Here is a 16,833-nt window from a genome sequence, read left to right on the forward strand (position 1 = left end):
TCAAACGTCTTTGGCCAGTTGACTGCTGTCTACCTTACCTGCCGCCCGATTGCGTTCCCGCTGCGTATGAATCTTGCGAATGCGGGCGATCTCATCACCAATCGGAAGACACTGCCACATCTGTAAAAGCGTGTAGTAGACCACGCTATACCGGAAAGCGTTCGGTGAGGTTTTGTGAATGGGCGTAACGCCGTGGAGGATCTGTTGCCCGTCGAAAAGCATAACTGTGTTATTGGCACACTCGAAGAAAAGATCAAATTCAGGGCAAGCCAGACCGCCGCCCTGAACATCTTTTTTCAATACCACCATGTTTGAAAGCACATTCTTGACGTTTCCCGCGTCGAAATGATACTTCAAGGGGTTATTTCGATTCACAATCCCGCTAGTAAACGGAGTGTCTTTGATCTTCCAATCCGGACTGATCTTCTCATCAACGAAACCGGCATGCGTATTGAAGATATCGGGGAAGTACTCCTGATAGAGGCGAGAGAGCTCCCTTCCAAAGTCCGCAATGAGTGCATGTTCGGAGGGATGATTATAGGCCATACTCGTAGCTGAGCAGAAGTCCTTCCGGATAACGTTACGGGGATTGTACCCAAAGATGGCTGACTCTGTAACCAGTCCCGTTGTGCGGGTATTCTTCTCATACTTGATTTTCCGTACAGCATGCAGTAAGGCCGCCGTATCAATATCCAGTTTTTTGTAGAGAATGCGAGGGACTCCGTTTTCGGTAACGAGTAGGTCGTGATTGATAAAAGTCGAACAATCCGATTCCAGTGCGGAACGCTTCTTGAACTGGGATAGCTCCAGTGGCTTTCTAAGTAGTTCCAGGGTTTTCATTTCCAAGCGAATTGAGGTACTGCCAGAACTCAGCCCTTACAACGTCCAAAGGCCGGTCATTATCCATAACCAGCCGGGTGATACGCTTACGGGTGCATAAGTCGAAAAGCTTTAAAAGTGAATTGTGATTTTCCGCCCAGGTCTGTTCGTTCCACTTCCCGCCCCGACTCTTGATGCGAAGGCGATTGTTTGCTTTAGAGGTGCGGAGGAAAACCACGTGCAAGTGATGGTACTTCGAGTAAATATCCAGATCCTTGAAGCTTTGAAAATAAACCCCGGTAATGATGAGATTACCAGGGTAGTTTCTTAACCCACTCAGCAGGTCGGCTTTCGAGATGTTCTTTAACGCAACATCGGCCCCATTCCTATCGCCCAACACCTGCCAGCCATTGTTTTGTACGTAAAACCTTCCTTCCTGCCTTCCCTCACCCTGAATGATGCTACTCTTGCCAATACCAAAATTGCCAGTCAGCAAAATGATATTACCTATCTTCATTTCCCTTCTCCCGGTAAAGCTCGATGAGTTTTAAAACGGTTGCACTGTTGTCCTCTTCAATCCCGTACCGCTCGCCTATCTCCGCTAAATCAGCTAAGACTTGCTTATGTTGCTCCACGTCGAAGTACAGGACAATCTGGCGAATAGCACCATTGAGGTAAGAATCGGCCGACTGGCTTAAATCCCCTTTGTCGGTTTCTTTAGCTTCCGGGTGCGGAACCGTTGGTAATTCGATGGCCGCCCAATCAAAAAGCAGGTCCGCTTCCCATCCATCCGTCCGTAACGCTTCAAAATCCCACTCTCCAGCTGAGGCATTGTCCTTAACGATGAACTCCTTTTGCTGGGCCTCGGATAATCCTTCGGCGATAATGATTGGAATTTCCTTCCATCCTGCCTCAATAGCGGCTTTAAAACGCTGATTCCCACCAATAATCATCATTTTTTTGTTCACAACGATAGGGCGAAGGTTCATCATTTCAGGAAACTGGTTCAGTGATTTCACCAGGTGATGAAACGCTACGTCCTTAATAATTCTTGGATTTTCAGGATTTGGATGAACCGTACCGATAGGGACACAAGAAATATTTATGTTTGAAATCATACTCATGAGTGAAACTTTGACAAAATTCTAACGTACATAAATATACGTACAAATTATTTATATGCCAACTTTTACATATTTTCACAAGCCTTGTTTTAGGTTTGCAAAATTGTAGTCTCGAATTCTGATTGACAGAATAGGTGTAGGTACATAAATCTGGCACTTGAAAAAAGAACTTATGGAAAATTTAATTGAAAAAGGTATATATTTTGATAAGCTTCTAATTAGGAACATAGCTCCTTTTAAAGGTGAAAAAGTATTTTCATTTAAGAACGAAAACAATACTTCCTCAAGATGGACTGTAATACTAGGGAATAATAATACTGGAAAAACTACTTTATTAAAAATTTTAGGTGACTGCCAAACAACTTCGAATGAACCTGATGATATTCATACTAAGCCTCGTTTGTCTATAACTAGAATGTTTATTGAAAAAAAATTCAGTACTGAATTTGATAGGTTTATAGATTATACACAAAAAAATAACATCAAAGAATTAAGTTCTACATTTGGCAAGACTATGTATTTACAAGGTTTTAATAATATAGAATTCTCATATAATCTTAATAATCAAAATATAAGTTATGATGAATATATGAATCATGATGATTTACCTTCAATCTATTTAGCAGATGGGTGGGGAGGATTAAGTTACGAGACCGGAATCACTTATGAAGATATTGGAGAATTATTTGTGATAGGATATGGAATAAACCGCAGAATGTCGGAAACCACCATCTCTAATTCAGTGGAAGAAAAGAATAATTTTTATTGTGAATCATTAGGAAATCTATACAATAACAAAAAAAATTTATTAAATGTAGAAGAGTGGCTTATTCAAATTGATTATGCAACAAAATACGATAATGAGAAAGCTAAAAAGCGTTTAGAATTAATTAAAAAGATATTCATTGGAAGTAAGATATTACCTAACATCTCTGACATTAATTTCAAAACTAATGACAAGCTTACTCCATATGTAGAAGTAAAATTAGATTCAGGCTGGGCAGCTTTAAAAGACATTGGCTATGGTTATCAGGCAACTATTGGATGGCTTTTTGATCTTGTAAAAAGGATGCTTGAAAAATATGAAGATTTAGAAAATCCTCTAACAGGCCCAGCTATTGTTCTCATTGATGAAATAGATTTACACTTACATCCAGAGTGGCAAAGAAAACTAATTAAATATCTTTCAGATCTATTTCCTAACACTCAATTTATTGCTACTGCACATAGCCCATTAATAGTTCAATCGGCTGACAAAATTAATCTCATAATTTTAGAGAAAGATGAAGTTGAAAGTAGCATTAATGTTCGCCAAAAATTCGGTAATTTTCAAGGGTGGACTGTTGAAGAAATTTTGAGTGAGATAATGGATCTCGGAGATAAAACCAGGTCTGATGTATTTCTAAAACTTATTGAGGACTTTGAAAAAGCTCTTGATAATGAGTCATACGAAGATGCTAAAATAGCATTTGATAAACTTGACACTATACTCCATCCCACAAGTACTCAAAGGAAACTTTTAAGCATTCAATTATCTTCTATAACACCTTATGATTCGCTTAAAAAATGACCCACCACCCGCTCAACTAGATCTTTCTAAACAAACAGAATTAACAGATCGTTTCCTAACAACAAATACTGATGTTTGGAAAGCTAAGTTTATTACCGAAGCTGTTTATAAGCTATCTTATAACAAATGTTGTTTTACTGAATGTAAATTATTAGAAGAAGGAAAATATCCTGAAGTTGAACATTTTTACCCTAAAAGTTTATATCCCCTTAAAGTCGTAGAATGGGATAACCTATTACCAATTAATGGTGCAGTAAATAAAAAAAGGGTGATCATGATATAGAAATTGAGCCGTTAATTAATCCAAGATTTGATGACCCTAAAGACCACATATATCTTCGCAATTTTCGTCTTTATGGCAAAACGGATAAAGGTAAATCAACAATAGATATTCTTGACTTGAACAATAGAACTCAATGGCAAGAAAAACGATTAGATATAGGCACTAAAATCTGCGATGAACTTTCAAGCATTTTGCAATCATCTAAAGATTATATTGAAATGTCTGTGAAAAATCCACGAAGTAAGACTAAATTAGTTAATAGGATGCTTGCTTTAATGAACACAGGAACTAAGACCCAAGAGTACAGTGCACTTTGCTCTACTGTAATTTTGTACGACTGTCACTATTTAGACATAAAAACAATATTTAATCAAGAAAATTTATGGGATGCTGATTTTCAACAAATGGAACAGGATCTTATTGAATGTTGCCTAGACATAAAAGCTTGATTAGTGAGCCACAACTACTATTATGTGGCTCACTAATATAGTGAAATTATCTCTCAATAAGATTTCCGATTTTGGTAAGGTTTTGTGTGATAAGCTTAACAACCTGCTCATGATAGGCTGAAGGAAGATTATCCCAACCCCGCGCTTGGATCACTTTCAGTGTCTTAAGGTTAATTTCGATGGTTTCGACGGGTTCATCTCCCACACGTGCAGACAGCACTAACGATTCGGGCCTGAGATAATATTCTCTCTCGAAAACACAGTGATTAAGTAATTCCCCTTCGGCCTTAAACTCGTCTATTGATTCCAAAACCTTAATGCTCAAGTCGCCTTCCGAGAAAACCAGACCAAAAAACTGCCCCTTTTCTTCTTGGTATGACTCCTGATTAAAATTCAGTCTTCTTGCATCGTTGAACTCTTCATTCCGGACCTCTACTTGTGCGTACCGGGCTGCACGGGCTCGTTTTCTACGCAAGAGTATATTATGAGACTCTCTGAGGTTCACTGGACACACAAAATGGCTGTTAGTAAGATCCTTGTTGAACTCCTTCAGGAGATTCACGTAATCGATCCACATCGAAGCATCCTTGACAATGTAGCGGTTACGGATGCAAATTTTAATACTATTCCACAGGCCCATTTCGGTATAGTTACGCTGATAGCCACTACCGAAAAGGTGATCCAACAAACTAAATTGACCCGACTTCAAAAGCGTCTCAACCTGAGGGTTGTTCAAAAGGCCCAGAAATAAATCTGATGGAGAAATACCGTGATTCCTGCCATCAAATCCATTTCGTTTCAATGCAGGAATGATTCGCTGACGGGGATAAATTTTCTCCGGACATAGGGAGCTACGAAGCTTATTATTGTGATTGCGAATGTCCCGGAGTTCAAGCTTTTCCGTATTCAGCCAAAGATCAAAATACCAGCTCATAGTCTGAGTAGCGACCGCAAGCATGCAATGTTTCCCTTCCGGGGTAATCCAGTGCTGCATGACTTCCTTGATCGAAAGCTCTATCGGATGTCCTATTTTACCGTACTTTTTTAGGTAAAACGTTCTTACAACTTGAATTCCCTCTACTGTGGTTAGCATGGCATAATAGGAAATATCGGCCTTCGTACGATCCTTAGTCTTGACCTTTTTGAGCTTGCAACCACAGCTGGGGCAGGCTACAGGTGAAAGTATATCGATCAGGAACATTGAATCCTTATGGTTCCAACTTGCTCCACACTCCAGACAGTTAGCCTTGTTTTTTGTAACGAAACCTACTTTTTCAAAGCAGTTCTCAAACCCCCACTTTTGCTGAGTAGGGGTTATGGGCTTTAATTTCTTCGATAAAGCCACAATACGTTTTTCGAATTTCGTAGTTGGTTTCATGGCTTAGAAAAGGGATAATTCGGTAGATACAGGTTTCTTCTGAGCGGCGGTTTCGGCCCGTTTTTTCAACTGGGCCTGCTTTTCGGCAACGGCCTTATCAAACGCGGCCTGCTTCGCCTTTTCCTTCTCCTCTTCCGTCAGCTCTACCACGTGATTGACGACTACCCTGGCATTGATCGGCTTACTTACTTCGATTTTGTCTTCATCGTAGTAGTGCATCGCCATTCCGAAAATCTCATCATCTGTAAAGCCTACACAACCTGATGCTTTCACTTGATTGAGAATGTAGGTGCAACAGTCGTCGATGTTCTTCCCTGGCTTTGCGAAGGCTACCGCGAAAAGAGGATCCTTTTTGGCCTGACTTTCCAGGAAATTGCGGATGGCAACTTTGAAGGGGTCGGAAACTTTTGCCGTTTCCTTTTTTGTAGAAGCAACTTTAGTGGAACTCATTTTGAACCTCCTTCCGGCAGAACCTGCCCTTTGATTTTTGCATAGGTTCGGTTGAGAAGTTCCCAAACCTTATCGTCTTTGAACCTGAAATGACCCGTACCCCTTTTGAAAACTTTGACCTCGAAGAATCCCCAATCGTACCAGTGATTCGTCATGAAGTTATTGAAGCTAGGTACCTCTTTCCCGGTCATTTTTAGGTACGGAAAGGATACCGGCCAGGGCTTATCGTGTTTGGGGCAACCCTTTTCCTTCCATTCCCGCAAATGTTTCTCATCATCAGCTGTGACCTTTGCCAAATCTGCTGCAGAAAGCGAAGCCCGGCGTATGTTGGGGATATCATCGAAGTTGGTCCCAGTGATAAAACAGAGGGCTTTGACCAGGTCCGTAATTTCCTTGTAGTTCCGCCGATCGGTTTCAATTTCAATCTTACCGGATATCCAATTAACCGACGTCAATCCATTAATGATGAACTTTTTATTAAGCAAATGGCCTTCGTTGGTTTTCCACCCTTCCACCCCGTAGCGGTTTTCGTGGGTGTGTTGAGTGAAGTTATCGACCGCCTCGACGATGGCCTTTTGCATCGTCTGACCCCGTGTGGCGATGATGATTTCAAACATCCGGTAGATGTTCTTAATTGTGAAGGGAAGCTTCTTTTGGGAGTCGATGAACTTATTCAAATCCTTCAAGACCCCTTCCGTCACATACTTTCCTACCTCCAGTTTGGCAAACACATGCTGCCAGGACTGCATCTGTAGACGCTTCAAGAAAAGCTCTTTCGACAGGTCGGTACCGTCTTCGGAGTTTAAACGAATGCTAGCGGAAACACGACCTCCGGACGTACCTACGAGTTCATTCAATTCCCGCCGTACCGTCTCGAATCGATCAAAGCATTTCGCTGCAGCGACGTATCGCTGAACCGTTGCCCGGATTTCATCGTAACGCATCAGGCCGTTTTCCTGCGGCTCCTCATCTGCATCGAGGTAAAACCCTTCAAAATCGGTTGATTCACTGACAACGGGTTTATACAACTTGATCAGGCCGATGTCAATGCCAGTAGTACGGTCAGCTCGGGTAAACACATCGCCCAGATTTGAAGCCATCCCGTAGTTGTCAATCAGCTTTCCTACCTGACCACGGTACATATTGTATGTATTACTGATCGTCTGGTAGTTACACAGGGCGATGATTTCACATCCTTCCGGGGCAATCTCCCAGGCGTGAAGAATATGCCGGTCAGCGTTGCTAAAAGGCGGATTCATGACAATCATGTCGATGTGACTCACGTCTATAGCTTTCACCGTAAAGAAATCCCCTGCGATCACGTCACATTTTAAACTCACCATCCGACGCAGATCAGGATCTTTCTCGCAGGCCAGAACCGCTTCCGCCCCATGCTTTTTCAGATAGCCAACGATGTGACCAACACCAGCGGAAGGTTCGAGGACAATCTTTCCGTGACAGCCTACTTCCATGCTGTCAAAAACGCCCTCGGGAGTAGGGTAATACTCAATATCAAACAGATTCACAGCCCACCCCCTTCCTGTACTAAGTATTCAATCTTGATTTTAACCAGGTGCTCACCCTTCCGTACCGCATTGGGTAACTGTTCCCGGCGTAGTAAGGCTTCGGCCTGGGTGGTCCCGATCGTATCGAGCAGAACGGTTTGCCCTTTCGGGTGAGTGGCGTCCGTAACCACGGCCCACCCCTCAGCTGAGTGCGTTTTCATTGCTCACCCCCTTCCACTTCTACGGCCATGAAGCGAACCACTCCATCCGGGCCGACTGATACCGGCATATCGTATTTGATGAAAAGACTATTCATATCCAGCCAGAACATACCGTGTTTAGCTTCATGGGTATAATCCAGCGAAAGGCACGTAGTCAGCAGATTATGGAACATTTTCAGGATTTCTTCCTGCTGATCCATCGCCCGTAGGCGGCTTTGCTCATCATCTGGAACATCCCCCCAGGCTACTTTATCCAAGTGACCTTTCAAGGCTTCCTGCAGGCGAACAGAGAAGTTGCGAACAGTTTGACTGAACAAAGACGTATCCTTCAGTTCGTCCATTTTCTCGATGAGGTACTGCATCGAAGTCGTCGTGGCCAGAGCCAACATTAACTCGTGAAAGTTGAGTTTTTCCGTATACACGGGCTGAGCGACCTGCTTTTTAGGCTTTGGCTTGATAAAATTGGCTTTTCTCATTTCGCACCTCCCTTTCCAAAACCGTTGGTGAGAACGGTGTAATACGAGCGAATAAGCCACACGCCGCCGAATCCGGTTACGGATTGCAGGGCAAGAACAACTACTGATTTCATAGATTGATTATGTATTAATTGATTAAAAAGGGTACTCTACTTATTCCGCGTCGATGATCATCAGCTGAGTCATTTGACGTTTTGAATCTTTTGGGGAAAGCTTCACCGAGCGGTATTCCCGACTGACGATAATTTGCTGGGAATCGTCTTTAATAATACCAGCCGTCTTTAACGCATCAAGGATCGGCTTACCCGTAGCCACCAGATTATCGTAATCCATTTCAACGCCTGTACTGTACCGGGTGAGAATGATTCTGACTTTACCGGGATGACAGTTCCGCGTCTGGCTAATGGCTGTGTACTGGTAGCGATCGCGGCGTTTTTTGTAGGCGGCCCAGTGTTCCCGCTTCAAACCGCCCTTTCCGTTCAGGCCTGGGACTTTTTCGGGAATGGTGATGGTAGTCGTCATTTGCGTAAATCCCCGATTTTGTCAGGAAATACTAACTGGTTAAACATTTCCCGTAACCGGCTTCTGACCCTAGGCCCGTACATCGTTTCAATCTGATCAGCGTCAAGGTTGGTAGTGATGTGAATACGGCCTTTCAGATCAGGACGATTGTAGGCTTTCTGAATCACCTCAGCCATTACGTTTCGTCGGTTCCCGTAGTTGGAAGAGGTTTCTTCCGTTCCTAGGTCATCGTAACACCACCCGTACTGCGTTTCCCCGTTGAATGGGTTTGGTCTGCCTTTCGCTGGAGTAGCGTACTTTTCCAAAGCCTCAACCCCGTCTTGCGTGTAAGCGTCTGAGATATCCGAGCAGGGAACCAGTAGGAAAGCCGCTGATGGATTCGTACGAACAGCCTTCATGGTGTAGGTCTTTCCGCAACCAATGCCCCCGAAAACGATTAGCCCTTTTTCCAGATCCAACCCGTACCCCTCTGCCCGGTAATCTTTACTGAAATACAAGGCCAGTGCTTTGATGATTTCTTTGTTGGCCTCATTGATCTGAAGCGGGAACCCGCATGCTCTGGCGTTTTGCTGTATCCACCGGAAATACTCTTCAGCGGTAACTTTGGGATAGTGAATGTCCCGAAAACAATACGCTGCGTAATTCTGGCGATTAATCAGAGCGGCTTTTTCCTTTCGGACTTCCTTGCGAACCTCATCCATCGCAGTCAGGTAAGGGAAGTTTTGAAAGAGGTCTTTCTGTTTGGCCTTCACCTTTAGGAAAATAGCCCGGTCTCCCTGATCTAATGTCACGTCCTTCGCTTCGATCGGATTATAACTTCTTATCGAAGCTTTTTGCAGTGGAGGGTGGGACACCGGGGGGCTTGAGCCCTGCGTATTTAGCTCCACCGAATTGTTTTTTTGAATAACCTGCTGAATCGTTTTCATTGCCTTTTCCGTCGATTTGGTCTCGTTTTTTGGGGAGGTAGGTTTTCAGCCAATCCCGAAAATTCGATTTCATGTCATTGTCGTCTTTCCAGCGGGGAACCTGACTTTTCAACCTTTCACCTTCGATGAATTCGTTAAGCACACTGGGAAATTCCGGATAAACGTCGAGTAGGTTGTTTGCCTTGATTCCCCGCATCGCCAACATCTGGCACATGTCGTTAGAACTGATTCCATCGTAAACCTTTTGCCATACTTCCGGCAAAAAGGGGGCCGCCGCAACCGGGGTTTGTGTTTGAATACCTTCCGCATTTTTTGAAAGATCACTTTCTGAAAAATCGCTTTCGCCCTCGCTTTGGTTGGTAGGTTGGTAGGGATGTTTTATTGTTTTATTTAAATGGGTTTCGTTGGCGGTTTCGGGTCCGGTTTCGTCTGCGGTTCTATATGGAACCTCATTCGGCACCGCATTTACACTCTTTGCGGTTCTACCTAATACCGCACCCGGCACCGCAGACCCCACAAAAAACTTAGCTTTAGCATAGTCGCCACGTCCCTCTTTAAGCGTAATAAAACGGTTCTCAACTAACCAACGGCGGCACTCTAGGTAGTTCTTTTTGCCCAAGCGTACCTTACTAATTAAGCGGTCGTATTCAATCTCAACCTCTCTCCACTTGTTACGATTGACGGAATCTAGGACGGCGAAAAACAGACTGGCATGGTCTCCTTTGTACCCTTCCAGGTATGGAGCTTCATCCCAAAAACTGTTGATGATTTCGATATAATTAAACCCCGCCATGCCTTTAATTGCTCACTAACGATTATTGATACACGTCCCCTACTTTTTAAGCATTACGGCATTCTCACCATCCGTAGACGACAATTCACCTGCCTTTTCCAGTTGCCGTTTTACCCGCTCCGGATTAGTCTGAATAAGTTTGGTAAGCACAGCCTCAGCCTCGTAGATGTGGACAGGCCGCTCTTTGAGGAGCTCTGCCGCATTGCGAGCAAAGTCCTCTGAAACCGGATTTATACAATAAATCGCTGAAGGGTTAAAAATGCGTGTAAAGGACGGGTCAGTAGGGGTTTCTGGAACGTCTACCCGAATCATTCCGCCAGAGGCTTCGCTTACTTCTCCAGCGATTTTGGCATGCCCCATGAGTTCGACAACTGCCCAGTAGTTTGGAGTGCTCATACATGATTTGTTTAAAAGTGAAAAAATGGGCGGGTTTGAGTAGGGACATAGTACACGTTTGTAGTACGTACCGCCCTCCGGGGCTTTCAACTAATTGACCAGTATCAAAGCCGTGGGCCAGACGGGTTTCGAACCCGTTACCTGCTAATTATGAGTTAGACGCTCTACCGATTGAGCTACTGGCCCGGAAAAAGAAACACTCCCTATCAGCAGGGCTAAAAGCGAGTGTGTAACTACTCTGAATATTTGAAGCGGGGCCAGCCGCCACCGGCCACCGCTTCAGCAACCCTCCGCCAAGGATTGCTATTTTTTACGAGGCTTACGAGGCCGCTTCGGCTTCTGCTCAGGTTCCTCTTCGTCGAGCGGGTCCGGATCTTCCTCTGGCTGTTCGCCCGGCTTCTCTTCGTTCACGTCTTCGTGGTCAATATCCTCGACAACCCCTGAGTCGTCTTTCGGCTGATCACCGGAGCCTAACAGGTAGGGACCTTTCGAGTCATCGTCGATGGGCTCGTTTTGCATCCGCTGCTGTTCTTCGTAGGCCCGTTGTTCTTCGATGGAAAGCTGCATATCCTTACCCGACAGCCGCTCCGTTTTTATGACCTCACCCGTTTCCTCATCCACCCACTCCCAAATACCCAGTAACAGGCTTTTACGCTTGCGGGCGTAAATCTTACGATGTTCCCACCCATCCTTAATTTGCCGCGACAGGATATTCATATTCGCCGCAAGCCCGTCGATTTTCGACTTATACTGGCTCCCGCTGGCTTTCTTTTCCTCTTCCAGTTCCGATTTTTCGACTGTCTTTTCAGCGAGCGAAATGGCCAGGTTGTTCTTTTCTTCCTGGGAGTAGAAATACTTGATTTCTACGTATTCCTTGAGTTCAGACATGGTGACAAGATTTGATATGTTCGTAAATCCAGATAAAAAACAAGTGGACGTAAGCGTAGGAGAACAAAGCAATGATGAGGTAGGTAGTGACATTCTCCCAATCCAAGCTTTTAAAGAATCCTTTACGCCTGCGGATGAATCGTTTAAGCGTTTTCATTTTCATAGAATTGGGGGAAGAGTTTGTCAAGTTCAGGAAGCTCAGGATTGATCATGTAATGCAAAACCTGATCGGGGACGTGCTCGGCTAGATGTTTTGCCAAGTGTTTCCAGGCCTCACCCCATTCGCGAACCCCTTCAATGGCTTTACGAATCTCTTCCATTTTGTCCGTTAGCCCCCAGGTGTGGTATTCCGCATCGCTGTTTGAACTCAGGGCATCTTCGACCCCTTCAAGGTACTTTAGCTCATTCTCGGTTTTACTTATCGCCCGTTCGATAGAGCGAATGGCCTCGATTACCTTATCTATTTTCCCACATTGCCAGGTGATTGGATCGGGAACGCTGAAAAGCCTTTCGCTCATGGCGACACCCGTGGCGGCTTTGATATCGTCGATCTTCATTACTCCTCCCCTCCTTCGATGTGCATGGCCGGAAGTTCCCGCAGGTACCATTCTGGTACGTCGCCCGAAATGATTCCTAAGTGTCCCTCTTCCGCGAAAGAGTCAAAGCCCGGGAAGTTCTTCGTATCGAGAATGTCCTTAAGGGTTTGCAGGGCCATCCGGTACCGATAGTGACCAGCGGCCAGTACCTCTTCCGGGTAGTAGACAACGATGGGCAGGTACGGCGGGCAGGTTTGCAGGGCGATACAGAAAACCCCAGTGAACTTCCGGCCCGTTACGTTCTGCATAACGTCCAGATACATTGCCTCAGCCATGGGATAATCAAACTTCGCGGCATCGTAGAGAAACTTCTTAACCGACTCAGCCGACGTGGTTTTGAGCGAAATCACCACGTTAGCCCCGATGTTTTCTTCCAGATTGAACGCGTCCGGACGAACCTTCACCTGAATGCCGGTTTCGGGATCAGTACCGTAGAAACTCGTTTCGTACATGGCCCCTTTCATAAGAGCGGGAAGAATGCCACCGCCGTAGGTTTCGTAATGTCGACGGATGAGTTTGGCCTTCAGGAAAGAATCGTTATCGACCGAGATTTTACCCGCCCGTTTCTTCAGCTCCTCGATGTACGCCTTCTTACCATCGATCTTTTTGGTAGTAAGGCCCAACCGCTTTAGAGACTTGCGAGCATAGGAAACCAGCGGCTTACCCTTGGCTTTACCCACTTTGCGGGTTTGCTCTTCCCAGAACGTGATCATTTTGTCGCAACCCTCGATAGAACTCATCGAGGCTTTCGGCTCGACTACCAGCTGATCAAACTTGTCTGGCTCCAGAAAGGCTTGATGAATGAACGTGCCGAGGTCAAACGCTTTCTTTTCGGGCCGTGTCACGGGCTCATTGAGGTAACACCAGTAATGTAGCGGCGTTTTCATCACCTGTTTGAGAGCCGAACTAGAGGTGGATGGTGTAGCCAGGTACGTTTCCATCGGGTCAGCGATGGCCCGGCCATTCATGCAGAGGTTCGCTGGGTCTAATACCAGTGGCTTTTTATTCGCAGTAGTTTTTAAACCAATAATAAAATCGGTAAGGTCGGTAAACTCACCAGCCGCCATGCGGTACGGGTTAAGTTCCTTATTAGAAAGCTCAGCCGTAGCCAGATTATTGAGGATGTCGGAGAAATCAGGAGAAGCATTCATCAGAGTAGTAAGTAATGGCCCCGACTCCTTCCGGCTAGCATAGCCTACCGAAAGAGGGAAATCCTAACCTTTAACTCTCCTTCCATGTCCGTATAAGAAGGAGTCGGGGCCGAATGGCTTAGATATGAACGATCAGTGGCTTGATTGACCAGATGTCAGAAAGATTGGAATTCGTCTTATTGCGACGTTTGCCGAGGTACTTAATTTCGAGCGGCGTTCCCTGTTTTACAAGGCCATTATTGATGGCGTTTTCCAATGCCGCCACTAGTCGTTTGGAGCCGTTACGAACCTGTTTCGCACCATCAGCCGTAGGCTCAATAAAGTGTACACAGGGTAACGGCAGGACATTACCGGGATTTTGCTGATCAGGCACGTAATCAACTTCCTGTTTAAGAAAAACCACCCGCTTTGTTTCACCCTCCTTTTCTGGCGTCCAGTATTCTGAACTTAAATCGAAAGGAAGAGCTGTATGACCTCCAAGGTCAGGCACCTCGCCGCCAAGCAAATCAATTGCTGGAATGGAAATGCCCAGCCCATTGTTCACTGGGGCAAGCCCCGTTTCGGTTTCAACCGTTTCTACTTCTGCAATACCGTCGTTTACTGAATCAGTTTTCATGTGTTTTATGTATTAATTGATTGAGAAAAAATGCGAGAGGGAGTAAGCACCACCACGACCCCGATATGGCAAGGATTCCGGACAAAACCGCAGTACCGAATTTCAGATTGTCATTCATCGAATTCGACGCTTTTGACGGTGGACGTTTTTTAAAAACTCATCAAATCCGGGAGGGTCATTTCTCCGTTTTGGGACGGAAAACCAGAAGTAAAGAACCGCCGCCAAAAGCCCTATGAGCGTGAGAATTTTAGCTAGTTCCATCGGTGGAAGTCGTTATGGGCTTGCAGGTTCATCCAGTCATTCTCGATACCTTTGATAGCCTTTGCTACTTTATCTTCCAGATTGTCGTAGCAATTTTCCAACTGAGCGGAAGCACTAACAACCAGTTCGAACATATCCGAAGGGTCTTCTGTAGCGTTTTGGGCGGTGACAAAGATTTTAATCCAGTCTGCTTCGGTTTGCTGCGGGTGATTTTCATCGGTGAGATACACGAAAAGATTCACGTCAGCCCGGCATAATTTTTCGTCGAGATTAACCGCGAAGCCGCCCACCTCAGCAGTAATTCCTTTTTCCTGCCAGTATTCCCGAAGTCCCTCAGCCCAAGCCTGGGGGGAAACCTGCAAACTATTCAGCAGTTTGGTTCTTACAGTAGAGTTCATACATTTGTGTATTAGTATTAATTGATTATTTTCTCGAAACCCGCTGGCTACTGGTAAGCGGGTTTTTTATTGGTTCACCGCCACGGAGGTAGGCTTGTAATTGCTCCAGCGTATAGCGAATCGTCCCGCCATTCTGTATTCCCTCCAGTTCCCCGCTTTTTCTGAGACTATTGATAGCTCTTGCGTTGGGCTTACCATCATGGGTCAAAAACCGTAGGTACTCTGCCGCCTCTTCTGCCGTGAATACTTTTTGTTGGGGGCTATCCGGGAATGTGGATTTGTACTCCCGAATGGCTTCATGGGCCGCCAGCTTGAGCATATCTTGAAGCTCGTGAGGCTGTAAGACAATGATCTGCGTGTTCATACATTCAGGCGTTAAGAATGGAATCAATTCGCTGTTGGTGAGCCATTTCCGCTTTGCGGTGACGATCCACCAACACTTCAATACTATCAAGCAACCGTTGTTCCTGTTTCAGCGACATCGGCTTACTGCCCCCCAAGACAGAATTGATGTAAGCGGGCGAAGTGGACATTATTTCCGCTAGCTTATTCTGGCCGCCGCAACTCTCTACCTTCAATTTCAGAGCAGTAAGACTTTTCTGATCCATGATTTTCGTTACTTTAGCAGTTAATTAAACCGTTCATCTATTTGTTAATTCAAAGGTTGGAATTTATTTCCAAATCGCAAAGCATTTAAGGAAATTATTTCCAATTTTTTCCCCGAATTATGAATCCATTCGAAAAAACAGGCAAGAGAATTGAAGAGGCACGATTAAAAATGGGTCTTAATAAAGTCCAGTTTTCAACGGTATCCGGCATAGATAACTCACTATTAGGCAAATACGAAAGAGGGACAAAAGAGCCGTCTAAAAATGATTTAAAGAAGATAGCGTCTGTGACTGGCCTGCCGATGGCTTATTTCCTTGAAGAATCGGAAATAAATTCCAATAACGGAATCTCTCACGCTACACCCAGTCAGGTTGCTGCTCAGTTCGGCCCAGGCTACGTACCCTATTATGATATTGAAGCGACGATGGGGAAAGTAGAGATGTTCGAAGATTTTCCGGAGGTACCCACGGGCTACATCTATGCTCCAGAGTTCACCGGTTGCAAAGCATTACGGGCCTGGGGAGATAGCATGTATACCCGCATCATGCCTGGGGCTGTACTCTTCCTTTATTATATGGAAAGTAAAAAGTACATCGACTACGGGCAGATCTATCTGATCGTAGCGGATGGGCTACGGATGGTGAAGTATATTCAGAAGAACGATAATAACGAGCTGGTTACTTTGGTATCTGAAAACAAAACCTATCCCGCTTTCGAGATTGAGAAAAAAGACATTCAGCATCTTTTTCTCGTAAAAGGCTACTGGAATCAGCTCACCAACTAATATCAATGAAATTGGACATTATTTCCATATTAGAAATAATGTCCAAAATTCCGCCTTTATGATAAGACTATTTACTCTGCTTACGTGCATCGTTATTTTTAGCTTCACGGGGCCAGAACCCGAGAAAGGATCTAATACGATTTCAGTAACAACCAATCTTTCCGAAGAGGACAACTACAAAGCAGTTGGTAGGTACTTACAGGGACACGGCTACGAGCTTGCCAAGACCGAGAAGGATTTCGGTATCATCGAAACGAAGGGCAAGCAGGTCAAAACCGGATCGTTCCCTTATTTCCTTTCCATCCATGTTACAGTCGTAAAAAATGTGGTTCAGTTCGTAGGTTACGGATGGGGAAGTGACCCGCGTATGGCCGTGAAGGTAAGTAACAGCAAACGGGCTCCCGAATTTTTTGAAGCATTGAACCAAGCGGCTACGGAGTTTAGCCAAGTGGCAGAAGGTGAAGTGTCTTATTCGACGAAGTAAAGCAAAGAGGGCATTTTTTAGGAATGTTTCTGCAATGTTACAATAAGCCCCTGCCTATGCTCATATAAAGTCTTAATTATTAATGATTTACAGATCAAGTCGCCTTTCCACTCTGCAAAAAGTGCCGTTATTTT

Annotated in this window: 24 protein-coding genes and 1 tRNA gene; 5 read left to right on the forward strand and 20 right to left on the reverse strand. The window is 44.8% G+C overall.

Annotated features, from left to right (window positions below; all coding sequences use genetic code 11):
- From BWI93_RS01045 to BWI93_RS01055, 3 genes are read right to left on the reverse strand one after another with little or no spacing between them, the layout of a single operon-like run.
- Complete coding sequence (locus BWI93_RS01045; RefSeq protein WP_094808325.1) at positions 1-840, reverse strand: hypothetical protein; 840 nt, start codon at positions 838-840, stop codon at positions 1-3.
- The gene (locus BWI93_RS01050; RefSeq protein WP_094808326.1) at positions 818-1,336 is read right to left on the reverse strand and encodes a hypothetical protein; all 519 of its coding nucleotides are present in this window, start codon (positions 1,334-1,336) and stop codon (positions 818-820) included. Before BWI93_RS01050 ends, BWI93_RS01045 begins: the two co-directional genes overlap by 23 nt.
- Positions 1,323-1,943, reverse strand: coding sequence for a ParB N-terminal domain-containing protein (locus tag BWI93_RS01055; RefSeq protein ID WP_094808327.1), 621 nt, complete (start codon positions 1,941-1,943; stop codon positions 1,323-1,325). The genes BWI93_RS01050 and BWI93_RS01055 overlap by 14 nt, the downstream gene beginning before the upstream one ends.
- A gap of 157 nt (positions 1,944-2,100) precedes the next feature.
- On the opposite strand from BWI93_RS01055, the gene BWI93_RS01060 reads away from it, so the two are divergent.
- The 3 genes from BWI93_RS01060 (at position 2,101) to BWI93_RS01070 (ending at position 4,245) form a co-directional block, all read left to right on the forward strand.
- Positions 2,101-3,513 carry an AAA family ATPase gene (locus tag BWI93_RS01060; RefSeq protein WP_141217306.1) on the forward strand — a complete coding sequence of 471 codons (1,413 nt, stop codon included), beginning with the start codon at positions 2,101-2,103 and terminating at the stop codon, positions 3,511-3,513.
- Positions 3,494-3,796 carry a hypothetical protein gene (locus BWI93_RS01065; protein WP_094808329.1) on the forward strand — a complete coding sequence of 101 codons (303 nt, stop codon included), beginning with the start codon at positions 3,494-3,496 and terminating at the stop codon, positions 3,794-3,796. Before BWI93_RS01060 ends, BWI93_RS01065 begins: the two co-directional genes overlap by 20 nt.
- 116 nt (positions 3,797-3,912) lie before the next feature.
- Positions 3,913-4,245, forward strand: coding sequence for a hypothetical protein (locus BWI93_RS01070; RefSeq protein ID WP_094808330.1), 333 nt, complete (start codon positions 3,913-3,915; stop codon positions 4,243-4,245).
- Between the two features lie 46 nt (positions 4,246-4,291).
- Here BWI93_RS01070 and BWI93_RS01075 read toward each other — a convergent pair whose 3' ends face one another.
- The 17 genes from BWI93_RS01075 to BWI93_RS01155 form a co-directional block, all read right to left on the reverse strand.
- Positions 4,292-5,623: a PcfJ domain-containing protein gene (locus BWI93_RS01075; RefSeq protein WP_094808331.1), complete on the reverse strand. Its 1,332-nt coding sequence runs from the start codon at positions 5,621-5,623 to the stop codon at positions 4,292-4,294.
- Positions 5,624-5,626: 3 nt separating this feature from the next.
- The gene (locus BWI93_RS01080) at positions 5,627-6,073 is read right to left on the reverse strand and encodes a PcfK-like family protein (protein WP_094808332.1); all 447 of its coding nucleotides are present in this window, start codon (positions 6,071-6,073) and stop codon (positions 5,627-5,629) included.
- Positions 6,070-7,599 carry a DUF4942 domain-containing protein gene (locus BWI93_RS01085; RefSeq protein WP_094808333.1) on the reverse strand — a complete coding sequence of 510 codons (1,530 nt, stop codon included), beginning with the start codon at positions 7,597-7,599 and terminating at the stop codon, positions 6,070-6,072. Before BWI93_RS01085 ends, BWI93_RS01080 begins: the two co-directional genes overlap by 4 nt.
- Entirely contained in the window at positions 7,596-7,799 is a 204-nt protein-coding gene (locus tag BWI93_RS01090) for a hypothetical protein (RefSeq protein WP_094808334.1), read from the reverse strand. The genes BWI93_RS01085 and BWI93_RS01090 overlap by 4 nt, the downstream gene beginning before the upstream one ends.
- A complete protein-coding gene (locus BWI93_RS01095) occupies positions 7,796-8,275 on the reverse strand; it encodes a hypothetical protein (RefSeq protein WP_094808335.1) in 480 nt (159 codons plus the stop codon). The genes BWI93_RS01090 and BWI93_RS01095 overlap by 4 nt, the downstream gene beginning before the upstream one ends.
- A gap of 153 nt (positions 8,276-8,428) precedes the next feature.
- The gene (locus BWI93_RS01100; RefSeq protein WP_094808336.1) at positions 8,429-8,797 is read right to left on the reverse strand and encodes a hypothetical protein; all 369 of its coding nucleotides are present in this window, start codon (positions 8,795-8,797) and stop codon (positions 8,429-8,431) included.
- On the reverse strand, positions 8,794-9,588 hold the full coding sequence (locus BWI93_RS01105; protein ID WP_094808337.1) for an AAA family ATPase: 795 nt from the start codon (positions 9,586-9,588) through the stop codon (positions 8,794-8,796). Before BWI93_RS01105 ends, BWI93_RS01100 begins: the two co-directional genes overlap by 4 nt.
- Positions 9,589-9,607: 19 nt before the next feature.
- Positions 9,608-10,516, reverse strand: coding sequence for a hypothetical protein (locus BWI93_RS01110; RefSeq protein ID WP_094808338.1), 909 nt, complete (start codon positions 10,514-10,516; stop codon positions 9,608-9,610).
- Positions 10,517-10,555: 39 nt separating this feature from the next.
- Entirely contained in the window at positions 10,556-10,912 is a 357-nt protein-coding gene (locus tag BWI93_RS01115; protein ID WP_094808339.1) for a hypothetical protein, read from the reverse strand.
- Between the two features lie 113 nt (positions 10,913-11,025).
- Positions 11,026-11,098, reverse strand: a tRNA-Met gene (locus BWI93_RS01120).
- A 117-nt stretch (positions 11,099-11,215) separates the two neighbouring features.
- Positions 11,216-11,800, reverse strand: a complete 585-nt coding sequence (locus BWI93_RS01125; RefSeq protein WP_094808340.1) for a hypothetical protein — start codon at positions 11,798-11,800, stop codon at positions 11,216-11,218.
- A 143-nt stretch (positions 11,801-11,943) separates the two neighbouring features.
- Positions 11,944-12,357 carry a hypothetical protein gene (locus BWI93_RS01130; RefSeq protein WP_094808341.1) on the reverse strand — a complete coding sequence of 138 codons (414 nt, stop codon included), beginning with the start codon at positions 12,355-12,357 and terminating at the stop codon, positions 11,944-11,946.
- Complete coding sequence (locus BWI93_RS01135) at positions 12,357-13,547, reverse strand: PD-(D/E)XK nuclease-like domain-containing protein (RefSeq protein WP_094808342.1); 1,191 nt, start codon at positions 13,545-13,547, stop codon at positions 12,357-12,359. The genes BWI93_RS01130 and BWI93_RS01135 overlap by 1 nt, the downstream gene beginning before the upstream one ends.
- Before the next feature lie 118 nt (positions 13,548-13,665).
- The gene (locus BWI93_RS01140; protein WP_094808343.1) at positions 13,666-14,163 is read right to left on the reverse strand and encodes a hypothetical protein; all 498 of its coding nucleotides are present in this window, start codon (positions 14,161-14,163) and stop codon (positions 13,666-13,668) included.
- A gap of 251 nt (positions 14,164-14,414) precedes the next feature.
- Positions 14,415-14,822, reverse strand: a complete 408-nt coding sequence (locus BWI93_RS01145; protein ID WP_094808344.1) for a hypothetical protein — start codon at positions 14,820-14,822, stop codon at positions 14,415-14,417.
- A gap of 25 nt (positions 14,823-14,847) precedes the next feature.
- Complete coding sequence (locus BWI93_RS01150) at positions 14,848-15,186, reverse strand: helix-turn-helix domain-containing protein (RefSeq protein ID WP_094808345.1); 339 nt, start codon at positions 15,184-15,186, stop codon at positions 14,848-14,850.
- A 4-nt stretch (positions 15,187-15,190) separates the two neighbouring features.
- Positions 15,191-15,430: a hypothetical protein gene (locus tag BWI93_RS01155; protein ID WP_094808346.1), complete on the reverse strand. Its 240-nt coding sequence runs from the start codon at positions 15,428-15,430 to the stop codon at positions 15,191-15,193.
- 119 nt (positions 15,431-15,549) lie between these two features.
- On the opposite strand from BWI93_RS01155, the gene BWI93_RS01160 reads away from it, so the two are divergent.
- Positions 15,550-16,215, forward strand: a complete 666-nt coding sequence (locus BWI93_RS01160; protein ID WP_094808347.1) for an XRE family transcriptional regulator — start codon at positions 15,550-15,552, stop codon at positions 16,213-16,215.
- 58 nt (positions 16,216-16,273) lie between these two features.
- The gene (locus tag BWI93_RS01165) at positions 16,274-16,699 is read left to right on the forward strand and encodes a hypothetical protein (protein WP_094808348.1); all 426 of its coding nucleotides are present in this window, start codon (positions 16,274-16,276) and stop codon (positions 16,697-16,699) included.
- Positions 16,700-16,833 lie beyond the last annotated feature (134 nt).

Origin of the sequence: Siphonobacter sp. BAB-5385 (assembly GCF_002261125.1) — a bacterium.
Taxonomy (GTDB): Bacteria; Bacteroidota; Bacteroidia; order Cytophagales; family Spirosomataceae; genus Siphonobacter.

Excerpts from the sequence above, each read along its gene's own strand:
- BWI93_RS01155 (WP_094808346.1), bottom strand. The coding sequence starts at position 15,430 with ATGGATCAGAAAAGTCTTACTGCTCTGAAATTGAAGGTAGAGAGTTGC.
- BWI93_RS01165 (WP_094808348.1), top strand. The coding sequence starts at position 16,274 with ATGATAAGACTATTTACTCTGCTTACGTGCATCGTTATTTTTAGCTTC.
- BWI93_RS01100 (WP_094808336.1), bottom strand. The coding sequence starts at position 8,797 with ATGACGACTACCATCACCATTCCCGAAAAAGTCCCAGGCCTGAACGGA.
- BWI93_RS01160 (WP_094808347.1), top strand. The coding sequence starts at position 15,550 with ATGAATCCATTCGAAAAAACAGGCAAGAGAATTGAAGAGGCACGATTA.
- BWI93_RS01125 (WP_094808340.1), bottom strand. The coding sequence starts at position 11,800 with ATGTCTGAACTCAAGGAATACGTAGAAATCAAGTATTTCTACTCCCAG.
- BWI93_RS01095 (WP_094808335.1), bottom strand. The coding sequence starts at position 8,275 with ATGAGAAAAGCCAATTTTATCAAGCCAAAGCCTAAAAAGCAGGTCGCT.
- BWI93_RS01050 (WP_094808326.1), bottom strand. The coding sequence starts at position 1,336 with ATGAAGATAGGTAATATCATTTTGCTGACTGGCAATTTTGGTATTGGC.
- BWI93_RS01130 (WP_094808341.1), bottom strand. The coding sequence starts at position 12,357 with ATGAAGATCGACGATATCAAAGCCGCCACGGGTGTCGCCATGAGCGAA.
- BWI93_RS01065 (WP_094808329.1), top strand. The coding sequence starts at position 3,494 with ATGATTCGCTTAAAAAATGACCCACCACCCGCTCAACTAGATCTTTCT.
- BWI93_RS01080 (WP_094808332.1), bottom strand. The coding sequence starts at position 6,073 with ATGAGTTCCACTAAAGTTGCTTCTACAAAAAAGGAAACGGCAAAAGTT.
- BWI93_RS01140 (WP_094808343.1), bottom strand. The coding sequence starts at position 14,163 with ATGAAAACTGATTCAGTAAACGACGGTATTGCAGAAGTAGAAACGGTT.
- BWI93_RS01150 (WP_094808345.1), bottom strand. The coding sequence starts at position 15,186 with ATGAACACGCAGATCATTGTCTTACAGCCTCACGAGCTTCAAGATATG.
- BWI93_RS01135 (WP_094808342.1), bottom strand. The coding sequence starts at position 13,547 with ATGAATGCTTCTCCTGATTTCTCCGACATCCTCAATAATCTGGCTACG.
- BWI93_RS01115 (WP_094808339.1), bottom strand. The coding sequence starts at position 10,912 with ATGAGCACTCCAAACTACTGGGCAGTTGTCGAACTCATGGGGCATGCC.
- BWI93_RS01045 (WP_094808325.1), bottom strand. The coding sequence starts at position 840 with ATGAAAACCCTGGAACTACTTAGAAAGCCACTGGAGCTATCCCAGTTC.
- BWI93_RS01110 (WP_094808338.1), bottom strand. The coding sequence starts at position 10,516 with ATGGCGGGGTTTAATTATATCGAAATCATCAACAGTTTTTGGGATGAA.
- BWI93_RS01090 (WP_094808334.1), bottom strand. The coding sequence starts at position 7,799 with ATGAAAACGCACTCAGCTGAGGGGTGGGCCGTGGTTACGGACGCCACT.
- BWI93_RS01075 (WP_094808331.1), bottom strand. The coding sequence starts at position 5,623 with ATGAAACCAACTACGAAATTCGAAAAACGTATTGTGGCTTTATCGAAG.
- BWI93_RS01055 (WP_094808327.1), bottom strand. The coding sequence starts at position 1,943 with ATGAGTATGATTTCAAACATAAATATTTCTTGTGTCCCTATCGGTACG.
- BWI93_RS01145 (WP_094808344.1), bottom strand. The coding sequence starts at position 14,822 with ATGAACTCTACTGTAAGAACCAAACTGCTGAATAGTTTGCAGGTTTCC.